This is a genomic window from Stutzerimonas sp. R40042, assembly GCF_026642215.1.
Classification (GTDB): domain Bacteria; phylum Pseudomonadota; class Gammaproteobacteria; order Pseudomonadales; family Pseudomonadaceae; genus Stutzerimonas; species Stutzerimonas frequens.
The window spans coordinates 204,196-227,648 of sequence record NZ_CP113258.1 but is presented as its reverse complement, the minus strand read 5'-3'; the positions used below and the strand labels follow the sequence as shown (position 1 = coordinate 227,648).

Annotated in this window: 23 protein-coding genes; 10 read left to right on the top strand and 13 right to left on the bottom strand. The window is 63.8% G+C overall.

Going from position 1 to position 23,453, the window contains the following annotated elements:
* Positions 1–41: 41 nt before the first annotated feature.
* A complete protein-coding gene (locus OUY36_RS00985) occupies positions 42–1,445 on the top strand; it encodes an aminoacyl-tRNA deacylase and HDOD domain-containing protein (protein ID WP_267936317.1) in 1,404 nt (467 codons plus the stop codon).
* A gap of 64 nt (positions 1,446–1,509) precedes the next feature.
* Here the strand turns inward: OUY36_RS00985 and OUY36_RS00980 are convergent, their stop codons facing one another.
* The 9 genes from OUY36_RS00980 to gspE form a co-directional block, all read right to left on the bottom strand.
* Positions 1,510–2,025 (bottom strand): type II secretion system protein M, encoded by a 516-nt coding sequence (locus OUY36_RS00980; protein WP_267936315.1) that lies wholly within the window; start codon positions 2,023–2,025, stop codon positions 1,510–1,512.
* Positions 2,025–3,155, bottom strand: a complete 1,131-nt coding sequence (gene gspL, locus OUY36_RS00975) for a type II secretion system protein GspL (RefSeq protein ID WP_267936312.1) — start codon at positions 3,153–3,155, stop codon at positions 2,025–2,027. Before gspL ends, OUY36_RS00980 begins: the two co-directional genes overlap by 1 nt.
* A gap of 3 nt (positions 3,156–3,158) precedes the next feature.
* Positions 3,159–4,127 carry a type II secretion system minor pseudopilin GspK gene (gspK, locus tag OUY36_RS00970; protein ID WP_267936309.1) on the bottom strand — a complete coding sequence of 323 codons (969 nt, stop codon included), beginning with the start codon at positions 4,125–4,127 and terminating at the stop codon, positions 3,159–3,161.
* On the bottom strand, positions 4,124–4,837 hold the full coding sequence (gspJ, locus tag OUY36_RS00965) for a type II secretion system minor pseudopilin GspJ (RefSeq protein WP_267936306.1): 714 nt from the start codon (positions 4,835–4,837) through the stop codon (positions 4,124–4,126). The genes gspK and gspJ overlap by 4 nt, the downstream gene beginning before the upstream one ends.
* The gene (gene gspI, locus OUY36_RS00960) at positions 4,834–5,253 is read right to left on the bottom strand and encodes a type II secretion system minor pseudopilin GspI (RefSeq protein WP_267936303.1); all 420 of its coding nucleotides are present in this window, start codon (positions 5,251–5,253) and stop codon (positions 4,834–4,836) included. Before gspI ends, gspJ begins: the two co-directional genes overlap by 4 nt.
* Positions 5,250–5,819: a type II secretion system minor pseudopilin GspH gene (gspH, locus tag OUY36_RS00955; protein WP_267936301.1), complete on the bottom strand. Its 570-nt coding sequence runs from the start codon at positions 5,817–5,819 to the stop codon at positions 5,250–5,252. The genes gspI and gspH overlap by 4 nt, the downstream gene beginning before the upstream one ends.
* Before the next feature lie 3 nt (positions 5,820–5,822).
* Complete coding sequence (gene gspG, locus OUY36_RS00950) at positions 5,823–6,257, bottom strand: type II secretion system major pseudopilin GspG (protein WP_003284145.1); 435 nt, start codon at positions 6,255–6,257, stop codon at positions 5,823–5,825.
* 5 nt (positions 6,258–6,262) lie between these two features.
* Complete coding sequence (xcpS, locus tag OUY36_RS00945; protein ID WP_013981326.1) at positions 6,263–7,477, bottom strand: GspF family T2SS innner membrane protein variant XcpS; 1,215 nt, start codon at positions 7,475–7,477, stop codon at positions 6,263–6,265.
* Between the two features lie 150 nt (positions 7,478–7,627).
* Positions 7,628–9,142 (bottom strand): type II secretion system ATPase GspE, encoded by a 1,515-nt coding sequence (gspE, locus tag OUY36_RS00940; protein WP_267936296.1) that lies wholly within the window; start codon positions 9,140–9,142, stop codon positions 7,628–7,630.
* A gap of 521 nt (positions 9,143–9,663) precedes the next feature.
* Here gspE and OUY36_RS00935 point away from each other — a divergent pair.
* The 3 genes from OUY36_RS00935 to OUY36_RS00925 are packed head-to-tail and all read left to right on the top strand — an operon-like array spanning position 9,664 to position 12,556.
* Complete coding sequence (locus tag OUY36_RS00935; RefSeq protein ID WP_253748989.1) at positions 9,664–10,785, top strand: Re/Si-specific NAD(P)(+) transhydrogenase subunit alpha; 1,122 nt, start codon at positions 9,664–9,666, stop codon at positions 10,783–10,785.
* Positions 10,786–10,798: 13 nt separating this feature from the next.
* Positions 10,799–11,116, top strand: a complete 318-nt coding sequence (locus OUY36_RS00930) for an NAD(P) transhydrogenase subunit alpha (protein WP_003284152.1) — start codon at positions 10,799–10,801, stop codon at positions 11,114–11,116.
* Positions 11,117–11,119: 3 nt separating this feature from the next.
* Positions 11,120–12,556: an NAD(P)(+) transhydrogenase (Re/Si-specific) subunit beta gene (locus tag OUY36_RS00925; protein WP_156244833.1), complete on the top strand. Its 1,437-nt coding sequence runs from the start codon at positions 11,120–11,122 to the stop codon at positions 12,554–12,556.
* 71 nt (positions 12,557–12,627) lie between these two features.
* Here OUY36_RS00925 and OUY36_RS00920 read toward each other — a convergent pair whose 3' ends face one another.
* Together OUY36_RS00920 and OUY36_RS00915 are read right to left on the bottom strand one after the other, a co-directional pair.
* Positions 12,628–13,218 (bottom strand): NAD(P)H-dependent oxidoreductase, encoded by a 591-nt coding sequence (locus OUY36_RS00920; protein WP_230726849.1) that lies wholly within the window; start codon positions 13,216–13,218, stop codon positions 12,628–12,630.
* A 121-nt stretch (positions 13,219–13,339) separates the two neighbouring features.
* Positions 13,340–14,329, bottom strand: a complete 990-nt coding sequence (locus OUY36_RS00915) for a bile acid:sodium symporter family protein (protein WP_102839227.1) — start codon at positions 14,327–14,329, stop codon at positions 13,340–13,342.
* A gap of 87 nt (positions 14,330–14,416) precedes the next feature.
* Here OUY36_RS00915 and OUY36_RS00910 point away from each other — a divergent pair, with 87 nt between their 5' ends.
* From OUY36_RS00910 to OUY36_RS00885, 6 genes are all read left to right on the top strand, one after another.
* Positions 14,417–15,217 carry an AraC family transcriptional regulator gene (locus OUY36_RS00910; protein WP_267936289.1) on the top strand — a complete coding sequence of 267 codons (801 nt, stop codon included), beginning with the start codon at positions 14,417–14,419 and terminating at the stop codon, positions 15,215–15,217.
* Positions 15,218–15,381: 164 nt separating this feature from the next.
* Positions 15,382–15,582: a DUF1127 domain-containing protein gene (locus tag OUY36_RS00905; RefSeq protein ID WP_267936284.1), complete on the top strand. Its 201-nt coding sequence runs from the start codon at positions 15,382–15,384 to the stop codon at positions 15,580–15,582.
* A gap of 108 nt (positions 15,583–15,690) precedes the next feature.
* Entirely contained in the window at positions 15,691–16,008 is a 318-nt protein-coding gene (locus tag OUY36_RS00900; RefSeq protein WP_267936282.1) for a DUF2388 domain-containing protein, read from the top strand.
* 110 nt (positions 16,009–16,118) lie between these two features.
* Positions 16,119–16,415: a DUF2388 domain-containing protein gene (locus OUY36_RS00895; protein ID WP_267936279.1), complete on the top strand. Its 297-nt coding sequence runs from the start codon at positions 16,119–16,121 to the stop codon at positions 16,413–16,415.
* A gap of 44 nt (positions 16,416–16,459) precedes the next feature.
* Complete coding sequence (locus OUY36_RS00890; RefSeq protein ID WP_017245875.1) at positions 16,460–16,780, top strand: DUF2388 domain-containing protein; 321 nt, start codon at positions 16,460–16,462, stop codon at positions 16,778–16,780.
* Positions 16,777–18,729: a DUF7844 domain-containing protein gene (locus OUY36_RS00885; RefSeq protein WP_267936277.1), complete on the top strand. Its 1,953-nt coding sequence runs from the start codon at positions 16,777–16,779 to the stop codon at positions 18,727–18,729. Before OUY36_RS00890 ends, OUY36_RS00885 begins: the two co-directional genes overlap by 4 nt.
* Positions 18,730–19,230: 501 nt before the next feature.
* Here the strand turns inward: OUY36_RS00885 and OUY36_RS00880 are convergent.
* The gene (locus tag OUY36_RS00880; RefSeq protein ID WP_267936274.1) at positions 19,231–20,004 is read right to left on the bottom strand and encodes a hypothetical protein; all 774 of its coding nucleotides are present in this window, start codon (positions 20,002–20,004) and stop codon (positions 19,231–19,233) included.
* A 6-nt stretch (positions 20,005–20,010) separates the two neighbouring features.
* Complete coding sequence (locus OUY36_RS00875) at positions 20,011–23,448, bottom strand: T6SS effector BTH_I2691 family protein (protein ID WP_267936272.1); 3,438 nt, start codon at positions 23,446–23,448, stop codon at positions 20,011–20,013.
* Positions 23,449–23,453: the final 5 nt, after the last annotated feature.

The window sequence follows — 23,453 nt, the reverse complement described above, 5'->3', positions numbered from 1 at the left end:
GCTTCGCTATACTCCGGCAGGTCACCACCACGGGTCCGCTCATGAATACTGCTGTCGACACCGAAAGCTGCTCCGAACCGCCCATTCTGATCACCAAGCTGTTGAAAGACCTCGGTGTGAGTTACCAGATCCAGCGCGATCGCCCCAACTTTCCTGCCGCGCAACGGGTTCAGGCGGTCCTCCTGGATGACGCCATCGGCGCGATGCTGGTGCTGTTCCCGCAAGACCATCTGCTCGATCTGGCACGCCTGGCCGAACTCACCGGTCGGGAACTCGCTGCGGTCAAACCAGAGCGGCTGGCGCGCATGCTCGCCAAACACGAGCTGAGCCGCTTGCCCGGCGTACCCTCGCTGACCAGCTCGCCCTGCCTGTACGAAGAGCGCCTGCTGCAGCAACCAAGGCTGCTGTTGGAGTCCGGCCAGCTCGGCATGCTGGTGGAGGTCAGCAGCAGCGATTTCAAGCGCATGCTGAGCAAGGCCAGCGCCGGCAACTTCGCCGTGCCGCTGAGCGGCATCCGGCCGAACCTCGACCGCCCGGACGACGACCGTGCGGAGATCAGCCAGGCGGTGCAGAGCTTCACCGCGCGGCGCATCCAGAAGCGCCTGGAAGAGACCATCGAGATCCCGCCGCTGTCGCATACGGCGCAGAAGATCATCAAGTTGCGCGTCAACCCCGATGCGACCGTCGACGATATCACCGGTGTGGTGGAGACCGACCCGGCGCTGGCGGCGCAGGTCATCAGCTGGGCCGCGTCACCCTATTACGCCGCACCCGGACGCATCCGCTCGGTGGAAGATGCCATCGTCCGCGTGCTGGGCTTCGACCTGGTGATCAACCTCGCCCTCGGCCTGGCGCTGGGCAAGACCCTCAGCCTGCCGAAGGACCAACCGCAGGACGCCACGCCCTACTGGCAACAGGCGATCTACACCGCCGCAGTGATCGAGGGGCTGACCCGCGCCATTCCCCGCGAACAACGCCCGGAGCCGGGCCTGAGCTACCTGGCCGGGCTGCTGCACAACTTCGGCTACCTGGTCCTGGCGCACGTCTTCCCGCCGCATTTCTCGCTGATCTGCCGGCATCTGGAAGCCAACCCGCACCTGTCGCACAGCCATGTCGAGCAGCATCTGCTGGGCATCACCCGCGAGCAGATCGGCGCCTGGCTGATGCGTCTGTGGGGCATGCCCGAGGAACTCGCGGCCGCCCTGCGCTTCCAGAACGACCCCGGCTACGACGGCGATGATGCGGCCTATCCGAACCTGGTCTGTCTGGCGGTACGCATGCTGCGCAATCGCGGCATAGGCAGCGGGCCGGATACGCAAATCCCCCAGCAACTGTTCGACAGCCTCGGCATCAGCCGCGAGCGAGCCGACGACGCGGTGGCCAAGGTGCTCGCCGCGGAAGCCGCACTGCGGGCACTGGCCATGCAGTTCAATTCGCCACACTGACGCCTGTCGGCGCTGCCGGGTTGCGCGTATAGCCGCCAGCCCGACGGCACGCGGCCGCTGCGTCTCAACTACCGGCGCGAAAGGTCACCCGGGCGTTGACCAGACCATCTCCGGCACGCTCCAGGCTGACCTCGACAACGCTGACGCCTTGTCCCTGCAGCGTATCGAACCAGCGCAAGAGCAGCGCATAGGACGCGCCGGGCAGGCTCACCTGCAGGCCGCCATCGCTGCTGTTGTCGAAACTTTCGATCCGCAGATTGCCCTGCTGCGCGCTCTCGGTGATTACACCCTGCAACTGCTCCGGCGCCAGCTCGACCTGATTGCTGCGCTCCATCTGCCGCGCCAGCTCGGTGTTCTGCTCCATGTAGGCATGTAGCTCGCGCTGCGCCTGATAGTAGTCGCGCGCCTCGGCAGCCTGACGCTGGGCCGGCAGCCACAGCCAGAGGTAGAACATTACGGCGAAAAGAAAGGCGCCGAGCAGGCTCAACGAGGTGCGTTCACGCGGTGCCAGACGTTGCCAGCGCTGCCACAGCGGCGAGTCGGCGAGGCGCACGGCCAGCTGTTGTTTGAGATTCATCATCAGCCTCCGATCACAACGCGAGCACTGACGCCGTCGCCTTCGCGGCTGGCCGAGCCCAGCTGTACGCTCTGACCGGTTTCATCCAGGCGCCGGCGCAGGGTCTCCAGCGTCGGGAAGTCCATGGCCTGCACCTGCAACGCCAGGTCGCCACGGTCCTGGTTGTAATCGAGCTGGCCGATGGTCACCGGAATGCCGTCCTCCAGGGCCGCGGCGGCATGATCGAGCAGGCGCAGAAAGCCGGCCTGCCCTCCGCTGCCGCGCGCCAGGTGATCATCGAACTGTGCACGCATGTTGACGATGCGGGTGTCCTCGGGAAACAGCTCGCGGTACAGCGCCAGGCTGGCCTCGGCGTAGGCATCGCCCTGGCGCTGGAAGTACCAGGCCTGGCCCAGATTGAAGCCCAGTTGCAGCAGCAGGATCAGCCCGGCCACGGCGAACAGCGGTTTCCAGTAGCCGAGGCCGGTGTTGCCGACTTCCACGGCGAAGTCGCCCTGGGAGAGGTTGATCGCCGCCGCGCGCTGCGCGGCGAGAAACGCATAGGGGTCGTCCAGCTGCCGGTAGTCGTCCAGCGCCAACGGGGGCTCGGCGGCGCTGCCCTGGGCGTGCCAGGGGGGCGCACAGAACGCGGCGAGTTGCGGCCAGTCCGCGGCGGTGAAGGCCAGCCGGGTTTCGCCCTCGCCGCCAAGCAGGCCGCGCTCGCCGATGAACAGCAACTGCGTCGCCTCGCGCGGCAACAGGTCGGCGTCGACATGGATCGCCACAATCAACAGCCCGCGTTCGCGCAGCTGCTCCAGCCAGCCGGCCAGCAGCTGACGGCGGATCGCCACGACCCGCTGGCGGCCATCGGTCAGCGTCTCGCCCACGGCCAGGTGCAGGTCATCGACGTTCTCGGCCAACAGTTCCTCGGCGGCATAGGCCAGCGCCTGCTGCATCCAGCGCGCCTTGCGTGTCGGCAGGCTGATGGCGAAGAAGCTGCAGACCTCCGTCGGCAGGATCAGGCTGATGGCGCCGGCCGCGCTGCAGTCGCCCAGCGCTTGCCAGCGCCCGGGCTCGTCCTTGGGCAGCCAGTACACGCGGGTCTCGGCGTCGAGCCGGGCCGGGCTATCGGCGGGCAGAAACAGGCAATCCATGGTCTAGCGTTCTCCGTCGGATGGGAGGGTCTGCCGGGCAGGCTGACCGAGATTTCGCGCGAGCACACGGACGCTGCCGTCCTGCTCGCGTTGCAACAGGCTGACCAGCGCCAGCCGGCGATCGCCCAGGCGCACTTCGCTGGTGGCCTGGAAGAATTGACTGCCAACCGCCAGCGCAGTGCCCTGCAGCGTAGTGCCGGCCAGCGCCGGCTGCGCGAGAAACGCCGCGCTGTTGCGAAACGGCACGGCGCGGCGCAGCTCGACCAGCGACTCGGCCGCGCCGAGGCTGAGGTTGTCGCTGAGGCTGGAAAGCACCATCGCGCTGGCCGTGTTGACGTTCAACGGCACGTTCGGCGGCAGCGCGACGACGTAGGGTGCCAGGCGCTGGAAATCCTCTTCGCGCATGTCCAGCAGCAAGCGTAGTTCGGACAGGTCGTGGAGCCGGCGACCGGCGCTGCGATAGGGTGTATCGAGGCCGAGATAGACGTTGTCTTCGGCACCCAGCTCACCGCTCGGCTGCTGGTCGGGATCGATCCAGTCGAGCAGGCGCTCGGCATAGGGCGCGCTGATCTGCAGACGCAGCAGCAGCCGGCGGAATTGCTCGACCGCGGCGGGGTTGGGCTGCTGGTCGCGCAGCAGGTCGTTGAGGTTGAAGCGTCCGGCGAGATCCTCGATGCGCACGAGGATCTCGCCTTGATCGATCTCGAACGCCGGCAGCGGCTGGGCCCAGGGTTCGAGCAGATGATCGATCGCGGCGGCGCCAGGCTCGCCGCCCTTCAGGTCGCGGGCCAGTATCGCCTGCGCCAGCGCTTCGCCGCCCAGCGCGTAGTGCCAGGCCTGGCGTGCCTGCAGCTGGTTGCTGCTGGCACGAATGCTCAGCTGCTGGCGCGCCACCATTGCCGCGCTGACCACGGTGACGATGGCCACCACCAGCAGCACGGTGATCAGTGCCACGCCGCGCTGACGACTCATTGCGGCAGCTCTCCTTCGAACGGTTCGGGCACGCCCTCGGCGCCGGGCAGCCCCTGCTGCATCGTCTGTTCGGCGGCATCGGGCAGGCGCAGCAGACGGGTGATGCGGCCGTAGCGGGCGTGCTCGATATTCAATTCCAGGGCGATCGGCAGGCGTTCGGCGGCGTTCTCCGGGCTACCGCGGCCGAAATCGAACGGCGGCCACTCTTCGTGCCACACGGTGTCCTCGTCGAGGTAGCGCAGCTGCAGGCCCTGGACATTGTCCAGCACGCGTTGCACGCGCGGCTCGCTGTCGATGTCGCGGTCGAGCACCACCCAGTAGACGCGCTCGAGGTTATCGCCGGCCAGACGCCAGCGCACCCGCTGCAGATTGGCGCGCCGCAGCCCGGTGGGATTGCGCCAGCCGGCGCGGGTCAACTCCAGCACTGGCGCGCCATCCTCACCACCCAACTGGCCGATAAAGGCGTTGCGTTCGTCGCCGAAACCGTCGCGAATCGGCCGCCCGACCACCTGCTGCAGGTCGCGTTCGAATGCCCACACCGCGCGGCTCAGCTCGCGCAATTGCAGTTCCTGCGCACGCACCGCTTCGTCGCTCTGCAGCACCGCTTCGAGCATGCGATAGGTGCCGAGGCCCAGCAGCGCGAACAGAGCGATGGCGATCAGCAGTTCGAGCAGGGTGAAACCGGCGCTGGTATGCGCGTGAGCGTTCATTGGCGCGCGGCTCCCGGGCCGACACCGATGAAGCCGGTGAGGCTGGTGACCGCGCGCTCGGGTAGCGGGTCGCTGCGGCCACGCGATGTCTGCAGCGCCACCCAGACGGTCACCCGCAGCAGGCCCGGATCGGCGCTGGCCTCGATTTCACTGAGGGTCTGCCACTGGCGGCCGCCGTATTCCAGCGCCTGGGTTTCGCGGCCGATGGCAGGCGGGGTCTGCTGCAACTGCAGTTCGCTGATGCGGTTATCGGCGATCCAGCCGGCCAGGGTCAGTTCTTCCAGGCGTCCGGCATTGCTCAGGCTGCGCCCGGCCGCGGTGAGCACCACCGCCGAAACGCTGGCGAAGATCGCCAGCGCCACCAGCACTTCCAGCAGGGTGAAACCGCGGCCGGCCCTGGCCAGAGATGCTCTCATCGCCTGTCTCCGAGCGGCTCGGCCTCGGGCAGGCGGAAGCCGTCGCTGGCGATCAACCAGGCGTCGCCGCCCGACTTGCGCTCGGACAGACGCAGGCTAAACGGCGACAACTCGCCACTGGAGAGAATCAGCAACTGCGGCTCCAACCGGGGCGTGCGGCGTGCGGATCGCTCGCCTTCGCCGGACAACCCGGCGCGATCATCTTCGCGCCGGATCGGAGCCAGCAGTTCCAGCGGCGTGCCGTCCAGTTCCAGGTCCAGGCGCATCCATTCCGGCACCTTGTGCACCTTGCGCCGCTCGACGTCCAGCCAGCGTGTGGCTGCCTCGTCGTAACGCAGCACTCGATAACCCTCGCTGTTGACCAGCAGGCCGTATTCGCGACTGTCGAGCACCGCCTCGTCGCTGAGCACGCCGATCAGCGCCGCCAGCCGCCGCGCCTCGTCACGCAGCTCGCGCGAGGTGCTCGAGCCTCCGACGCTGAGCACCGCCACGCTGACCAGAATGCCCAGCAGGACGATCACCACCAGCAGTTCGATCAGCGTGAAGGCGCGGGCGCGTTGCCGCATCGATTACAGGTCCCAGTTACCGATGTCGGCGTTCAGATCGCTGCCGCCGGGCTTGCCGTCGGCGCCGAAGGAATAGAGGTCGAATTGGCCCTGGGTGCCCGGCGACAGGTACTGGTAGTCGTTGCCCCATGGATCCTTGGGCAGGCGCTTAAGGTAGCCGTCGCGGTTCCAGTTCTTCGGTTGCGGGTTGCCGGAAGGCTTCTTCACCAGCGCATCCAGGCCCTGCTGGGTGCTCGGATAGGCGAAATTGTCCAGCTTGTACATGTCCAGCGCCGCGGCGATCGCCTTGATATCGCCCTTGGCCACGGTGACCTTGGCCTGGTCCGGGCGGCTCATCACCTGCGGCACCACCAGTGCGGCGAGGATGCCGAGGATGACCACCACCACCATGATCTCGATGAGGGTGAAGCCCCCTTGCGTACGTCGTTGCAACTTCATTGTCGTTACCCCACCAGTTGGTTGAGAGAGAGGATCGGCATCAGGATGGCCAGCACGATGACCAGCACCACCGCCCCCATGAACACCAGCATGAACGGTTCGAACAGGCCGACCAGCAGAGACACCTGGGCGGCAAGGTCGTTCTCCTGATTGCGCGCGGTTCGCGCCAGCATCTGATCCAGTTCACCGGATTTCTCCCCGCTGGCGATCATGTGCAGCATCATCGGCGGGAATTCCCCGGTGGCATCCAGAGCACGGGTCAGGCTGCTGCCTTCGCGCACCTTCTGCGCCGCCTCGACAACCCGCTCGCGGATGCGCAGGTTGGCGATCACCGCGGCGGCGATGGACAGCGCCTCCACCAGCGGCACGCCGCTGCGTGTCAGGATCGCCAGAGTGGAGGCGAAGCGCGCCGTGTTGGTCGCCCGGCTCAGCCGACCGATCAGCGGTATCCGCAGGATGAACGCATGCCAGCGCAGGCGCAGCGCCGGGTCGCGCAGGGCCGCACGCATGGCCAGGAACGCGCCGACGAGGCCGAGCACGATCAGCCAGCCCCAGTTCTTCACCACGTCGCTGGTGGCGATCAGCCCGCGGGTCAGCGCCGGCAGTTCTTGCCCGGTGTTGACGAAGACCTTGACCACGTCCGGCACCACGTAGCCGAGCAGCAGCACGACGATGGCCAGCGAGGCGACCATCAGGATTACCGGATAGAGCAGCGCCAGCTGTATCTTCTGCCGCGACTGCTGACGCTGGTCGGTGTAGTCGGCCAGCTGGTCGAGCACCAGCCCGAGATGGCCGGCGTGCTCCCCGGCCGCCACGGTGGCGCGGTAAAGCTCGGGAAAGGCCGACGGATATTCGCGCAGCGCCGCGGCCAGGCTGTGGCCTTCCATCACCCGCGCGCGCACCGCCAGCAGCATCGACTTGATCTTCGCCGAGGTGGACTGCGCGGCCGCCGCGCGCAGGGCTTCCTCGATCGGCAGCGCGGCCTGCACCAGCGTCGCCAGCTGCCGGGTGACCAATGCCAGATCACGCGCCGACAGGCCGCGGCCGAAACTGAAGCCGCCACGGCTGACGTCTTCCTTGGACTTGGCCTGCTTCACCTCCAGCGGCGCCCACTGCTTCTCGCGCAGCAACTGCCGCGCCTGACGCGGGCTGTCGGCCTCGATCAGGCCCTTCTGCTCACGGCCACGGGGGTCGAGGGCGAGGTATTCGAAGGCAGCCATCAGGCGGTCTCCAACAGCGGCGATCCGCGGTCGAGAGCGCCTCTACACAGATACCGCACAGCCGAGGGAGCGGCCGCGAATGGCGCCACCATGCGACGTCGGTCAGGCTGCGGATGCCTCTGCAGGCGCGTCGGAATCAACCTCATCCCCTCACTCCTCACGCGTCACCCTCAGCACTTCCTCGATGGTGGTCACCCCCTCGCGCACCTTGCGCAGCCCGTCCTCGCGGATGCTCGGGCCCAGCTCACGGGCATGGCGCAGCATGTCCTGCTCGCTGGCGCGGGTGTGCACCATGGTGCGCAGGGTGTCGTCGAACAGCACCAGCTCATAGATGCCGGTACGCCCGCGGTAGCCGAGGCCACGGCATTGCTCGCAGCCTTCGGCGTGGTACAGCGTCGGCGCCTCGGCCGGACTGACGCCGAGCAGCTCGCACTCGGCGGCATCGGCGATGTAGGCGCGTTTGCAGTCATTACACAGCACCCGCACGAGGCGCTGGGCCAGCACGCCGAGCAACGACGAGGAGATCAGAAACGGCTCGACGCCCATGTCCACCAGGCGCGTGACGGCGCCAATGGCGCTGTTGGTGTGCAGCGTGGAGAGCACCAGGTGACCGGTGAGCGAGGCCTGCACGGCCATGTCGGCGGTTTCCTGGTCGCGGATCTCGCCGACCATCACCACGTCCGGATCCTGACGCAGGATGGCGCGCAGGCCGCGGGCGAAGGTCATGTCGACCTTGGTGTTGACCTGGGTCTGGCCGATGCCTTCGAGGTGGTACTCGATGGGATCCTCGACGGTGAGGATGTTGCGCGTACGGTCGTTGAGGGTCGTCAGCGCGGCATAGAGTGTGGTGGTCTTGCCCGAACCGGTGGGGCCGGTAACCAGGATGATGCCGTGGGGCTTCTTCACCGCCTGCTCCAGCTGGCGGCGGTCCTGCTCGTTCATCCCCAGGTGGCGCAGGGTCAGGCGCCCGGCCTGCTTGTCCAGCAGGCGCAGTACCACCCGCTCGCCATTGGCCGAGGGCAGCGTGGAAACGCGGATATCGACCTCGCGACCGCCGACCCGCAGCGAGATACGCCCATCCTGCGGGATGCGCTTCTCGGCGATGTCCAGCTTGGCCATGACCTTGATCCGCGACACCAGCAGCGCCGCCAGCTCGCGCTTGGGCTGCACCACTTCGCGGAGGATGCCGTCGACGCGAAAGCGGATCACCAGCCGCTTCTCGAAGGTTTCGATATGGATATCCGAGGCGTTCTCGGCAATCGCCTCGCCGAGGATGGCGTTGATCAGGCGAATGATCGGCGCATCGTCCTCCTGCTCCAACAGGTCCTCGGTTTCCTGGATCTGGTCGGCCAGGCTGGCCAGGTCGAGGTCATTGCCCAACCCCTCGACCATCAGCATCGCCGCGGAAGAGTCGTGCTGGTAGGCCGCGCCGAGCGCCTGATCGAAATCCGCCTGCGGCAGCCACTGCATCGGCAAGCGCATACCAACGACCCGCTGCGCCTCCTGTACCGCGGTCAGCGCGGCGCCCTCGCGCAGGCCGAGGTGCAGCTCGCCGCCACGCTCCAGCAGGATCACACCGTGCCGGCGCGCAAAGGCGAACGGCAGGCGGCGCTGGGCCGGCTGCTCGAGCAGCGTGGTGACTTCGTTTACATCGAGTTCGGGCATCGTCCAGCTCCACCAGCGACACGCAGCGACCCGACGTCACTGCGTTCGAAACACTCCAATCGGGTCCAACCAGCCTAGTTGGACTACAAGGATTGAATGACATTTCAACGTGCGCGCGTTTTTCCCGCATATCGACTTAACCCGACACCAAGGTCGGAGATGGTTGGCACCGCTGACGAATACCCCGTCAATGGCGCGTCATTCATGATGCGGCCGTGTCGTGTGCCTGGCGCGGACGAATTGGTCGTACGCAGAGCCAAACAGGACGCAATCTGCAGCGAAGCACGGAAAACAGGCAGTCATCCTGCGACCGGCGCGTCAAATACAATCGTTTGATTGAAACAGTTGTTTGATTTTTTCAAGGCTTGCAGAATGCCGCGCCGGGCGATCCGTTTTTGTGCATCGCCCGGCTGGCTTCACCTGTTCCACACCCCGTTCGCCAGAGCAGCGAGCGGGTGAAAAGCACGTCGGTGCGCGGTTCGCCGCAGTACCGGTCATGATCACGCAGGAGAACAACAACAATGCACATCGGTGTTCCTCTCGAAACCCACTCCGGGGAGACGCGCGTCGCCGCGACCCCGGAAACCGTCAAGAAACTGATCGGCCAAGGGCACCGGGTGACGCTGCAAAGCGGCGCCGGGTTGCTTTCCAGCGTGCCGGACAGCGCCTATGAAGCGGTCGGCGCAACCATCGGCGATGCGGCCGCGGCCTTTGCCGCCGAGCTGGTGCTGAAGGTCAATGCGCCGGACGAGGCCGAACTGGCGCAGATGCAGTCCGGCAGCGTGCTGCTGGGCATGCTCAACCCGTTCGACAATGACGGCATCGCGCGCATGGCTGCCCGCGGTATCACCGCCTTCGCCCTGGAGGCCGCGCCGCGTACGTCCCGTGCACAGAGCCTGGACGTGCTCTCGTCGCAGGCCAACATCGCCGGCTACAAGGCGGTGCTGGTCGGCGCCCATCACTACCCGCGCTTCATGCCGATGCTGATGACTGCCGCCGGTACGGTGAAGGCCGCGCGCGTGCTGATCCTCGGCGCCGGTGTCGCCGGGCTGCAGGCCATCGCCACGGCCAAGCGCCTGGGTGCGGTGGTCGAGGCTTCGGACGTGCGTCCGGCGGTGAAGGAGCAGATCGAATCGCTCGGCGCCAAGTTCGTCGACGTGCCGCTGGAGACCGACGAGGAGCGCGAATGCGCCGAAGGCGTCGGCGGCTATGCGCGGCCGATGCCGGCCTCGTGGATGGCGCGTCAGGCGCAGGCGGTGCACGAGCGTGCGCTGCAGTCGGACATCGTCATCACCACCGCGCTGATCCCGGGCCGCAAGGCGCCGACGCTGCTGCAGGAAGCCACCGTCGAGCAGATGAAGCCCGGCTCGGTGATCGTCGACCTGGCGGCCGGGCATGGCGGTAACTGCCCACTGACCGAGATCGACCAGGTGGTGGTGCGCCACGGCGTGACCATCGTCGGCCACGCCAACCTGGCGACGCTGGTGCCGGCCGATGCCTCGGCGCTGTACGCCCGCAACCTGCTGGATTTCCTCAAGCTGGTCATCGACAAGGACGGCCAGTTCCAGCTCAACCTCGAAGACGACATCGTCGCCGCGTGCCTGATGTGCCGCGACGGCCAGGTCGTGCGGACCAACGGTTAAGGGAGACGCGAACATGGATCTGATTTCGGACGGCATCTACAACCTGATCATCTTCGTGCTGGCGATCTACGTCGGCTACCACGTGGTCTGGAACGTCACCCCAGCCCTGCACACGCCGCTGATGGCGGTCACCAACGCGATCTCGGCAATCGTCATCGTCGGCGCCATGCTGGCCGCCGCGCTCACCGTTACCCCGCTGGGCAAGGCCATGGGCACGCTCGCCGTGGCGCTGGCCGCGGTCAACGTGTTCGGGGGCTTCCTGGTCACCCGTCGCATGCTGGAAATGTTCAAGAAGAAGGACCGCAGCGCGGCCAAGGCGGAGGGCAAGTAAGCCATGAGCATGAACCTGATCACCCTGCTCTATCTGGTCGCCTCGGTGTGCTTCATCCAGGCGCTGAAGGGCCTCTCCCACCCCACCACCTCACGCCGCGGCAACCTGTTCGGCATGATCGGCATGGGTATCGCGGTGCTCACCACCGTGGGCCTGATCTTCAAGCTCGGCAGCGAGCTGGCCACCGCCGGCATCGGCTACGTGATCGTCGGTCTGCTGATCGGCGGCAGCGTCGGCACCGTCATGGCCAAGCGCGTCGAAATGACCAAGATGCCCGAACTGGTCGCCTTCATGCACAGCATGATCGGCCTGGCCGCGGTGTTCATCGCGATTGCCGCGGTGGTCGAACCGCAGTCGCTGGGCATCGTCGAGCACATGGGCTACGCCATTCCGGTGGGCAACCGCCTGGAGCTGTTCCTCGGTGCGGCCATCGGCGCCATCACCTTCTCCGGTTCGGTGATCGCCTTCGGCAAGCTGTCCGGCAAGTACAAGTTCCGCCTGTTCCAAGGCGCTCCGGTGGTGTTCAAGGGCCAGCACATGGTCAACCTGGCCGTGGGCCTGGCGATCGTCGGCCTGGGCCTGGTCTACACCTTCACCGGCAACCTGACCGCCTTCGCCATCCTGGTGGCACTGGCCTTCGTCATCGGCGTGCTGATCATCATCCCCATCGGCGGTGCCGACATGCCGGTGGTGGTGTCGATGCTCAACTCGTATTCGGGCTGGGCGGCCGCCGGTATCGGCTTCTCGCTGAACAACTCGATGCTGATCATCGCCGGCTCGCTGGTGGGCTCGAGCGGCGCGATCCTCTCGTACATCATGTGCAAGGCGATGAACCGCTCGTTCTTCAACGTCATCCTCGGCGGCTTCGGTGCCGACGCCGATGCCGGCGGCCCGGCGGGCGCGCAGCAGGAGCGCAACGTGAAGTCCGGCTCGGCCGACGACGCCGCCTTCCTGCTGACCAACGCCGACACCGTGATCATCGTGCCCGGCTACGGCCTGGCGGTGGCCCGCGCGCAGCACGCGCTGATGGAACTGGCCGAGAAGCTGACGCACATGGGCGTGACCGTGAAGTACGCGATCCACCCGGTCGCCGGGCGCATGCCGGGGCACATGAACGTGCTGCTGGCCGAAGCCGAGGTGCCCTACGAGCAGGTGTTCGAGATGGAGGACATCAACTCCGAGTTCGGCCAGGCCGACGTGGTGCTGGTGCTCGGCGCCAACGACGTGGTCAACCCGGCGGCGAAAAACGATCCGAAGTCGCCGATCGCCGGCATGCCGATCCTCGAGGCGTACAAGGCCAAGACAGTCATCGTCAACAAGCGCTCCATGGCCAGCGGCTATGCCGGTCTGGACAACGAGCTGTTCTACATGGACAAGACCATGATGGTCTTCGGCGACGCCAAGAAGGTCGTCGAGGACATGGTCAAGGCCGTGGAATGATCGCCTCGCGCTGAAACGAAAAACCCCTCCCGGCCCGCGCCGCGAGGGGTTTTTCTTTGCCTGTTCGAAGGTCAGACGCTGAAGCCGAATACCTCGCCCAGGTGCCGGCGATAGCGTTCGACATCCGCCTCGACCTGCGGCCGCTTCATCACATCGACGCAGAGGAAGGTCGGCAAGCCCTGCATGCCGAGAAACTCGTTGGCCTTGTGGAACGGCAGGTAGACCGCATCCACGCCCTTGCCGGCAAAGAAATCGCTGGGGTCGTCGAAGGCCTGCTGCGGCGCGTTCCAGGTGGCGGAAATCATGTAGCGTTTGCTCTGCAGCAGACCGCCGCTGCCGTACTTCTGCGAAGCATCGGAGCGGGTGCGGCCGTCATTGGCGTAGAGGCTGCCGTGGCCGGCGGTGAACACCTCGTCGAGGTATTTCTTCACCGTCCAGGGTGCGCCCATCCACCAGCCGGGCATCTGATAGATCAGCGCATCGGCCCAGAGAATCTTCTCGACTTCCTGCTGCACATCGTAGCCGGCGTCGATCTCGGTGGTGCGGACCTCGAAGCCGGCCGCCGTCAGGGTTTCGATGGCTGCCTGATGCAGCGTGGCGTTGTACTGGCCGGCGGAATGGGCGAAGGCCTTGCCGCCGTTGAGTAGCAGAATCTTCTTCATGGAAATGCCTCAGCAACAGAATGGCGCGCAGCTTAGCCACCCCCGCGCACCGCTCCCAGACCGTAACGGGCAAATGATCTTTGCGTTGCAGTCACGAATCCGTCGCTGATTGGGCTTAGCGTCAGCCAGCTTTTGCCACCGCAGTTGTTTCTGGTCGCGACGCATAACGCTGCGCCAGTACCGCGCACACCATCAGCTGAATCTGGTGGAACAGCATCAGCGGCAGGATCAGCGTACCCAGCGCACCGCCGGCGAACAGCACCTGCGCCATGGGTATGCCGGTGGCCAGGCTCTTCTTCGACCCGGCGAAGAGAATGGTGATGCGGTCCTCCAGATCGAAGCCCAGCCAGCGCGCCACCAGCCAGGTGATCAGCAGGGCCAGCGCCAGCAGCAGACAGCAGGCCAGCACCAGCCCCAGCAGCTGCGGCAGCGGCACCTGCTGCCAGATTCCCTCGACCACCGCGTGGCTGAAGGCGGTGTAGACCACCAGCAGGATCGAGCTCTGGTCGACGTTCTTCAGCCAGCCCTTGTTGCGCGCCACCCAGTCGCCAATCCAGCGCCGCGCGATCTGCCCGGCAATGAACGGCAGCAGCAGCTGCACGACGATCTTGCCGATGGCATCCAGCGTCGAGCCGCCTTCGCCCTGGGCGCCCATCAGCAGCAGCACCAGCAGCGGCGTAAGGAAGATGCCAATCAGGCTCGAAGCCGCCGCGCTGCACACCGCCGCCGGGATATTGCCGCGCGCCAGCGATGTGAAGGCGATCGCCGACTGCACCGTGGCAGGCAAGGCGCAGAGGTAGAGCATGCCCAGATACAGCTCGGCGCCGATCATCGGCGTCAGCAGCGGGCGCAGCGCCAGGCCGAGCAGCGGGAACAGCACGAAGGTGCAGCTGAACACCAGCAGATGCAGGCGCCAATGCCCCATGCCAGCGAGGATCGCACTGCCCGACAGCTTGGCGCCGTGCATGAAGAACAGCAGGCCGATGGCCAGATTGGTGATCCACTCGAATACCGCCACGCCCTGCCCCCGCGCTGGCAACAGCGTGGCGATGGCCACCGCACCGAGCAGGGCCAGAGTGAAGTTGTCCGGTAACAGGCGAGGTCTGGCCATGGGCGCTCCTGATTGTGTGGCTTGCGGCAGGTTGCCAGCGAGTCTACTGTCGCCCTGGATATCCGACTAACGCCATAAGCCAGACAAATGTCGAGAAAAGGACAAAGCGGCATCGTGCAACGCAGCATCCCAGCGATGGATGCACTGCCGCGCCCGCTCTTCGCCCGCAGCGAATCCCTGCCCGAACGGACCACCACGCCGCGCCACAGCCATCCGTGGGCACAGCTGTCCTACGCCATCAGCGGCGTGCTGCGCGTGCATACCGAGCGCGGGCGCTTTCTCGCTCCGCCGCAGCGCGCCATCCTGATTCCGCCGGGCCTGCGGCATGAGGTAATCAGTTCGCCGCAAACCGAGATGCGCAGCCTGTACATCGACCAGCACGCCTTGGCCTGGGCGCCCGAGCATTGCCAGGTGCTCGCGGTCAGCCCGCTGCTGCGCGAGCTGATCCGCGCCTTTGGCGCACTGCCGGCGGAGTACGACGAGCAAGGTGCCGAAGGCCGTCTGGCAGCGGTGCTGCTGGACCAGCTGCGGGCGGCGCCGGCAATCGGCTATTCGCTGCCCTGGCCCGGGGATACCCGGCTGCGTCGGCTGTGCGAAGCGCTCTACGAGCAGCCCGACCTTTCACTCAGCCTGAAACAATGGAGCGAGCGCCTCAAGGTCTCGGAGAAAACCCTGACCCGCCAGTTCCAGCGCGACACCGGCCTCAACTTCCGCGGCTGGCGCCAGCGTCTGCGCCTGCTCAGCGCGCTCCCTCTGCTGGAGCAGGGCCAGCCGGTTACCGACGTCGCGCTGGCCTGCGGCTACGACTCCACCTCGGCGTTCATCGCCGCGTTCGGTCAACAGTTCGGCACCACACCAGGCGCTCTGGCACGCGCACCGGACCGATAAGCAGCGCAGCGAAAACAGTTGGCGCATTCACGACCAATACAGTTGCAGCCATTCTGGAACTGCACCGGCACAATCGAGAATCCCTGTGGCTGTTGCGCTTGCCTGACGCGCGCGATCCTGTTCTCCCATAACCCGCACCCGGTCACTCCGGGAAGGAGCGCAGCATGGACCGCACGCTATCTCGTCCTTATTTCGCCACCCGCGCCCGACGCAACTGGCTACAGCTGCTGCAAGTATTGCAGCGCTGGCAACGCAACTACCGTACCCGCCAGCAACTGGCGCAGCTCGACGACCGCCAGCTGGCGGATGTCGGCATCAGCCATAGCGAGCGCTCGGCAGAGCTGGACAAGCCGTTCTGGCGCTGAGGCATTCCGCGCCCACCAATTCAAGCCTATGCTGCCTGCTACAAGGCCGTAGCGACGGGAACGTCGTCCCCATGGCGCGGTCTAGAGCCTCACCACTGGAGATCTGCCATGTCCCGAATCCTGCTTCCCATCTTCGCTGCCGGCTTGCTGCTGAGCGGCGCCGCCTCCGCGGCCAGCTTCACCGCTACCACCGACATGGTGGTCGGCGGCCTGATCAACACCGTCGATGCCACCTCGGACCTGACCTCGTCGCTGCGCGACGACAAGCTGGTGCTCGATGCCCGCGACGATGCGGCACGTTTCGTTGCCAGCCAGGGCGATCTGCGCGGCGCCCATCTCGAAGCGGCGCTGCGCCACATTCGTAGCCAGCAGCCAGAACTGGGCGCCAGCGACCTGCAATTGGCTCAGGCGATTCTGGCGCTCTGATGCATGCGGCAGCATAAGCGCTGCTGCAACCTGCGGAAGCAACCGAGCGCTGGCTCTGCAGTCGGCGTTTCGCTAGCCTTGGCGCCGTTTTTCCCGGCAACAGGTTCCGCATGCGTTCGTATTCAATCGTTCTCTTATTTCTTGGCTTCACCGCTGGCACCGCCCAGGCTTTCGATGTCACCACCGCAGGTGTCGTGCAGACCAGCTATGTCAGCAGCCAGCTGACCAGCGCTCCCTTCGACAACAAGCTGATTGCCGAGGCCCGCGAAGACGCGGCCGGTTTCGTCGCCAGCGAAGGTCAGCTCACCGCAGTTCGCCTGCAGGCAGCCATGGCGCGGCTGCGCCAGGAGCACCCGGAGCTTGCCGCCAGCGACCTGGAACTGGCCGAAGCCATCCTCGTCCAATAACCGCACCGGCCTGCCGGTGCCTCGACCCGAGAGAGATTCCATCGATGAACAAGCTATTGCTCGCCGCCCCGCTAGCGCTGGCCGTCGCCGCGGGCACAGCCCAGGCGCAGACCCTCGTCGCCACCAGTAACATCGTCGTGCGTGCCCTGGACCGCAGCATCAACTTCACCTCCGACGTGACCAGCCGCATCAGTGACATGAAGGTCGTCGTCGAGGCGCGTGAAGACGCCGCCAGCTTCGTCGCCAGCGCCGGCGAGATCCGCGGTGCCCATCTGGAAGCCGCGATCGGCACCCTGCGCAGCGAGTTCCCCGCAGCGCGCAACGCCAGCGACCTGCAACTAGCCGAAGCCATCCTCGCGCTGTGACCCGCCTCGGCGCCTGGCTGCTGGCGAGCGGCCTGAGCCTGGCCAGCATCGCGGCCCATGCCGAGCTGCGCCTGGTGCTTGATTCACGCACGCTGGACGCCGAGCAACGCGCCGCCAGCCAGGCGCTGCTGGACGAAGCCATGGCCGCACTGCCCCCGCGCCTGGTGCAGAGCCTCGATCGCGAGGTGCGCGTGCAATGGCGAGACAACCTGCCGGAACAGGCTTATGGCCGCGCCGGCGGCAAGCGCCTGGAACTCAACCGCCGCCTGCTGCCGGCGCTCACCGACGGCAGCGCTGCCGAGGAAAAGACCAATCGACCCCACGGCACGGTGCGCCGCGAGCTGCTCGCCACCGTCATTCATGAAGTGGCGCATCTCTATGACCGTGCTCGCCTGTGGTCGCCGGATCAGCACCTGTTGCAGGGCCAGTGCCGTCAACGCGCCAGCAATCTCGGGCAGGTCGGCCTGCCGGACGACTGCCGCGGACAGACCGACCGCCGCTTCACCCTCAGCGACGACCCGCGCCTGCTCGATCTGGCCGGCTGGCCGCAACGGGTCGGCAAGCGCGGCCTGCGCGAACAGGACAACGCGCAGCTAGCGCGCAGTCCCGATCCGTACGAGCTGACCAGCCCGCTGGAATTCGTCGCGGTGAACCTCGAATACTTCCTGCTCGACCCCAGCTACGCCTGCCGTCGCCCGTCTCTGCACCGCTACTTCAACGAACACTTTGGCTGGGCGCCGGAATCCGCCGATTGCGCACCGGGCTACCCCTTCCTCAACGCCGGCCGCGAGTTCGGCCGCACGCCCCTGCTGAGCCTCGATCCGTCACGTGTCTACGAGGTCGACTACCTGTTTGCCGAAGCCAACGATGCCTGGGTCAGCCGCTGGGGCCACAGCATGCTGCGCCTGGTGATCTGCGCGCCCGACCGCGAGCCCGGTCCGGATTGCCGGCTGGATCTGGATCACCACCTTGTGTTGTCCTTCCGCGCCTTCGTCGATGACGTGCAGCTCTCCAGCTGGGACGGCCTCACCGGCGTGTACCCCTCGCGGCTGTTCATTCTGCCGCTGGGCCAGGTGATCGACGAATACACCAAAGTGGAGCTGCGCGGGCTGGCCTCGGTGCCCTTGAAACTGCACCCCGAAGAGATTCGCCAGCTGGTCGAGCGCAGCGCCGAACTGCACTGGAGCTACGACGGCGACTACTACTTCCTGTCCAACAACTGCGCGGTGGAAACCCTGAAACTGCTGCGCAGCGGCACGGCGCGCAGCGATCTGGTCGCACTGGACAGCATCATGCCTAACGGGCTGCTGGAAGTGCTGATCTACCGCGGCCTGGCCGACGCCAGCGTGCTCGACGATCCGCGTGAAGCGCTGCGCCTGGGCTATCGCTTCGATTCCTACCGCGATCGCTACCAGGCCATGTTCGCGATCCTCAAGGAGCGCCTCGGTCTGCCGCAGGACAGCGTCGAACAGTGGCTGGAACTCGACGCCATCGAGCGCCAGCAGTGGATCGACCGCGCCGACCTGCGCGCCGCTGCCGCGCTGCTGCTGGTCGAACAGGCCGCCCTGCGCCGTCAACTGCTGCTCGCCCAGGATGAATTGAAGAACCGCTACCTCGGCGGCCGCGGCCGCGACGCCAGCCTGAATAGGGCTGACGGCGCGCTGCAGGAAATCCTCGCCAGCAGCGGCTACCTCAGCCGCCCGGCCGAACTGCTCGACGGCGACGGCTACGGCCTGCCCCAAACCCGCGAATGGACCCGCCTGGAACGCGAAAGCGAACAACGCCAACTGCGGCTGAATCAGCTGAGCGAAGAGCTGGACCAGGAAGTGCGGGTGCTGTTGGGCGATGAGCGGCGGGCGGAACTCGAAGCGATCGAAGTGAACCTGGCGCAGATAGGCGAGCGACTGCGCGGGTTGCATAAGGCGGGGGGTGGGTTGGAGTTGCCGTGAGAAGTGACTTTTCGGTAGCAACCCGATTAGCCAAGGCAGTTCTCGCACCCAGGGAGTTATTGAGTGCTTCGTGAAAAAAGCAAAAACAGCCTTTTATTCCGAAGCTTAGAATTGCAGCACTGAAACGTTCTCTTCTTTTAGTAGGAGCTCTTTCAGCCGTTCTCGGATGAGATTGGCGTGTTTCTCAAAGTTGCGTTTGTCCGAGAAAATATAGAACGGCCAATCCACATATTCATTTGAGTGCGGGCTAACCCAAGGTGCCTCAATGCAAATAATTGTCTTAGGTCGGTCCAAAGTGATATTTTTGAACTCGCTCCATTGATACTCATACGCATGGTAGCTTGTGTGTATTTCTTGGAATTGCTTTGAGTTAGCTAAGCCTAGAGCAAGCCCATTCCACCAGGCCCGACGAGCGCTACCCAAAAGGCCGATGGGTCAAGTGCGACAATAAATAGGTGCTTTGTAAAAATGGCGCCATATCGGTATTGGATCCTATTGATTTTAAAACTGCAAGACCTCTATTTTTTCGCGTGTGTGAGGGGTGCCTGTATTTTTTGAAAGTATGATTTCAGCAGTGGTTTCAAAAATTTTTTTGTGACAGAAAATATATGTCCACCATGGTAGTTTCTTGTTGATGTTCTCGTTAAGCCACTCGTATTCCAGGCTGATCAGGTGACGTGATTTGTCTATGTAGATATGTTTTATTTCAACCCAGGTAAATACATTGTGTCTGTAGAGGGTGTGCATTTCTTGGAATTGCTTTGAATTAGCTAGACCTAGATAAAGCAAGCCCATGCCACCAGGCCCGACGAGCGCTACCCAAAAGACCGATGGGTCAAGTGCAACAACGAATATAACGGCGATAGCGGCGGTAACTGTCAGCCATTTCAAAGCGGTCATCCAGCCTTTACTTGGTGCTTTCCACTCGCAGACTTCTATGCCTGTTTCGGTCAGGCGATAAGCAAATTTTGTTTTTTGATGAGTTGTGCCATATAGAGCTAAAAAGAAAACAGAAAGAAATATTGCGCTCCAGGACAGTTTTTCAATCAAAGGAGAGCTATCATTCTTGAAAAACATCAAATAGCAGGCACCTAAGGCTATGCTCATCATGAACCAAAACATGCCATTGGCAACTGTTGTGTTATAAGGCCTTGCCTTGATTTCCCATTCCAACAGTGCGTTTTGATTGGCGCACTTCCAGTTGTGGTGCTCTGGAAGTTTGATGGGCTGGTTCCAAGGAAGAGCCTGGATAAATCTGTTCAAGATACTGCTCATAAGCAATCATTCACTCGTATGTGGCACCTGCAAGGAGAGCAAGCGGGTGCTTTGTGAAGAGAGCACCATATCGCTATTGGGTTCCTTGCTGAACGCATCGCTTTTCAGATCCGCCTCGGAAGACGAGATGCCTATATCCACGCGGAACATGTAGCCCTGGCCGTTGGCGTTTTCCAGAATCTGCTCCGGGTAGCGAACTTCCAGTTCCAGCAAGGGGGGGCGCTGGTAAGCAATCCAGGTTTGCCAGAGGCGGTACTGTGTACCCTCGGGGTAGAGGGTGTCACCAGGCAGTGGCCCGTTGGGGCGCTGTGCGGGGGGCTGACCAAATTGTTCGATGGGCGCCCAGTGGCCTTCGAGGAACTGGTCATAGAACTTGTCTGCCATGCCTTGCATCAGGCTATCGGAGAACCAGCCGCTGTCTACCATGGCCGGTTGCAGTTTTACTGCTGTTCCCTCCAGCTTGGAAGGTAGCAAGAGCTGTAGCCAGAACCCGGTATAGATACGCGGGCCGCGCCCGTAGTAAGGCAAGGTGGAGGCGCGAGCCGCCAGGCTGGGGCGCAGGCTGATTTCCATCAGTGTGCGCAGTTCCTTCTTGTGATCTTCGTCACTGTGCGTCCACTCAGGAGATTTGCCCCAACTGCTGCGATACAGCCAGAGCCGCAGACCTTCACGTTTGTATTGGTTGGCGACCATGCTGGCGATCAGGTAGATCACGCCAAGTAACGCGATGATGATGGTCACCGGATTGGACATGACCCAGGCAAAACCGAACCAAAAACCCAACGCACTGCCAACGAGCTGGACGCCTGCGACAGCTGACATAAGACCTAGAGTGACCTGCTTCGTACGCAGTGCGTAGGTTTCTCCAGCACTTGTGGCCTTATCGATATCTTTGGAAACCTGCCAAGCTTCTACCCCCGCAGCGATAGCGCCGAATGCGGCCATCCCCATGGTGCGTAAAACGAGCTGCCGAGCCAGCAACGAGGCTTCAACTTCGCCCGTTTTAAGCCAAGCCCTTACACCTGCTTTTGCAAGTTGAGTGGTATTCCGGCCAATTGTTTTTTCAAGCTTGGCCCATTTGTTCCACGCCGGCACCGTCCAGAGCGCCATCAGTGCGTTGGCGGTATAGGCGGCATTGGCGCCGACCGTGCGCAGCTCATCCTCACTGAAAATGCCGTCATTGCGTGCTTTGTCCAGGCTATTGATGAAATTCCAGATATTCAGCCCTGCAACCAGCACAGGCAAGCTGCCGCCGAGCTCTTGGTTTATCCACTGACGGCTGCGGGCTGCATAGCCAGCCGAATTTTTTGCTTTGAGCTGCAACTGATCGAGCAGTTCTGATTGGCCCAGTGTCGCGAGCCACATGTTCACTTGGCGGGTTTGTACCTTGGTTATCTTGGATTCGGTGACGACACTACCGATTACCTCGTTAGGCCTTTGCAGGTTCAGTGTCTCGCGCTTTTGTTCCAGGCCGAGCAACTGTATGCGCGCCGAGCGTTTGTCGGGGCCTTTACCGGGTAGAGAAAGAGTACGCTGCAGGCCCTTGATGTTCTTCTCGAGCTGGGCAACCTGCATTTGCCATTTACGGTTCTTCTTCGCGAACTCGGGATCAAGAATCAAGCGGGTTTGCGTGGATATTTCCGTGGACACCAAAACCTGGGTGACGCTGAAGGCGAAGATTCGAACCGTGGGTACGAATTTCTCGCTCAAGGCAGGTAGCAAAACAAAAGCCATCAGGTTCCAGCTGTCCTTGGCTTTTTGCCCCACTACGTTGCGCAGGGTCTCGAAGGCACGCTTGCCTGGCTCGGAAAGGCTCTTGTACAGGTTGCTAGCCTGTACGCTCGGCAGGTCGAGTACCGATTTCACCTCGTTGGCTCGGCTGACTTCGCTGGTGGTGTCGGAGAGCCCGCCGTGGGCCTGGCCGCTACCGTCGCTCTGCCGTCCCAGATTGTCGATGGTGCCGTAGGTGGTGAAGTTCGTAGAGATCTGCTCAATCAGCGTGGAAAGCTCCGTGCTGAAATTGAACAGCGCCAGGCCTGCCAGCGTGGAGGGGTTGCCGTATTGCTTGCAAAGCCATTGCTGACCCGTGTCGCTCGCGCCCAACTGTTCATATAGATTGGCCATGGTGTCCAGCAGATCTGTCGATTGCTGCGGGTGGCAGGGGTCATAGAAAACCTCTTCTGCTTTCGGGCTGAGGTTTTTAAGCCAGGCGAGCAGGTCGCTTTCGCTGCGTTGGATGTGGGCATTGAGCCGATCTTTTTCGTTGGCTCGCTGCTGGAGGTAAGTCCAGACATCATCGAAGCGAACATCCTCGCGCCAGATCTTTTTCTGCTGCCATTCTTTTACCAGTGCGTGCCATTCCGGCCCCGACGGTGAGGTGCCCCAGTTTGTGCGGAACTGCTTTTGGGCCTGCTGTACTTGAAGGGATTTGAGTGTCAGGGTCGCGTCACTGCCGCTGTGATTGAGTAGCTGCGCTTCGCTATCGAGCAGGCTATGGGCATCCTTGATGAAAGCTTGTTTGCGGCTCGGGTTGGCTGATACCGACTTGGGGATAAAAGGATCTAGGTTGACACCGCAAAGGAGTTGAATGTTCTCGGCGCTATTGAGCTTGTTGGCATGCTGTTTTTCTGCTGCTGCCAGTTCCAGCCAGCGGCCCTGCAGATTCATGGCCAGGTCGTCGACGATGGCCATAGGGTCGTCCAGGGCAACGAAGAGGGCGCTGTCCTGATCGGGTACGCTGCCGAGTATGAGGGCCTGGTCGATCGGCTGTTTGCAGGGGCGGGACGTATCGTCCTTGTTCGCCGCTACCAGGCAGCTCTTGAAGGTTGGGACTTCTCCTCCTGCCAGGATATCGGCGACCGCGCTGCCTATGTCACGGATAGGTGCGGCATGTGCTGCCTGCATCTGGGTGCAGTATTGCGGCAGGTTGAGCGCGCGCATCCAGCGCTTCTGCTCCTGGCGGTTGCTGCGCATTTTTTCGCACAGTCGCCATGTCCACTGCACGGGGGAGTAGGCGAGGAGCAGGCGGCTGCGTTTCGGGTATAGCAGGTAGGGTTTGCTGTCACCGGGGTTGTTTCGCTCATCCTTGCCCAGTTGGGCATTACTCCATTGATGACGGATGAATTGGTGGCCCTTGACCTGATACTCATGAAGCGTGCGGTCCGTTTCATCCCACACGTACAGCCAGCCATCGCGAAGTTGGCGCAGGGTGTAGCTGCGCGTCTTGAGCTTCGGTAGCTGACCGGCATTCCAGCCGTTGGGTAACGGGTTTGGGCCCTGGGCGCTGCCACGAGCCGGTGACTCGTCTATCGCATAGCGAACGGGGTGGATGGCAACTTCACCCGCTTTCAGCGGGCACTGACCATTCGCAGTGGCCGGCTTGTTTTCAAAGGCCTGGTTGCGCTTGGCTTGTTGCAAGGTTTTGTCGGACGTTGTCGTGCTCATGGAGA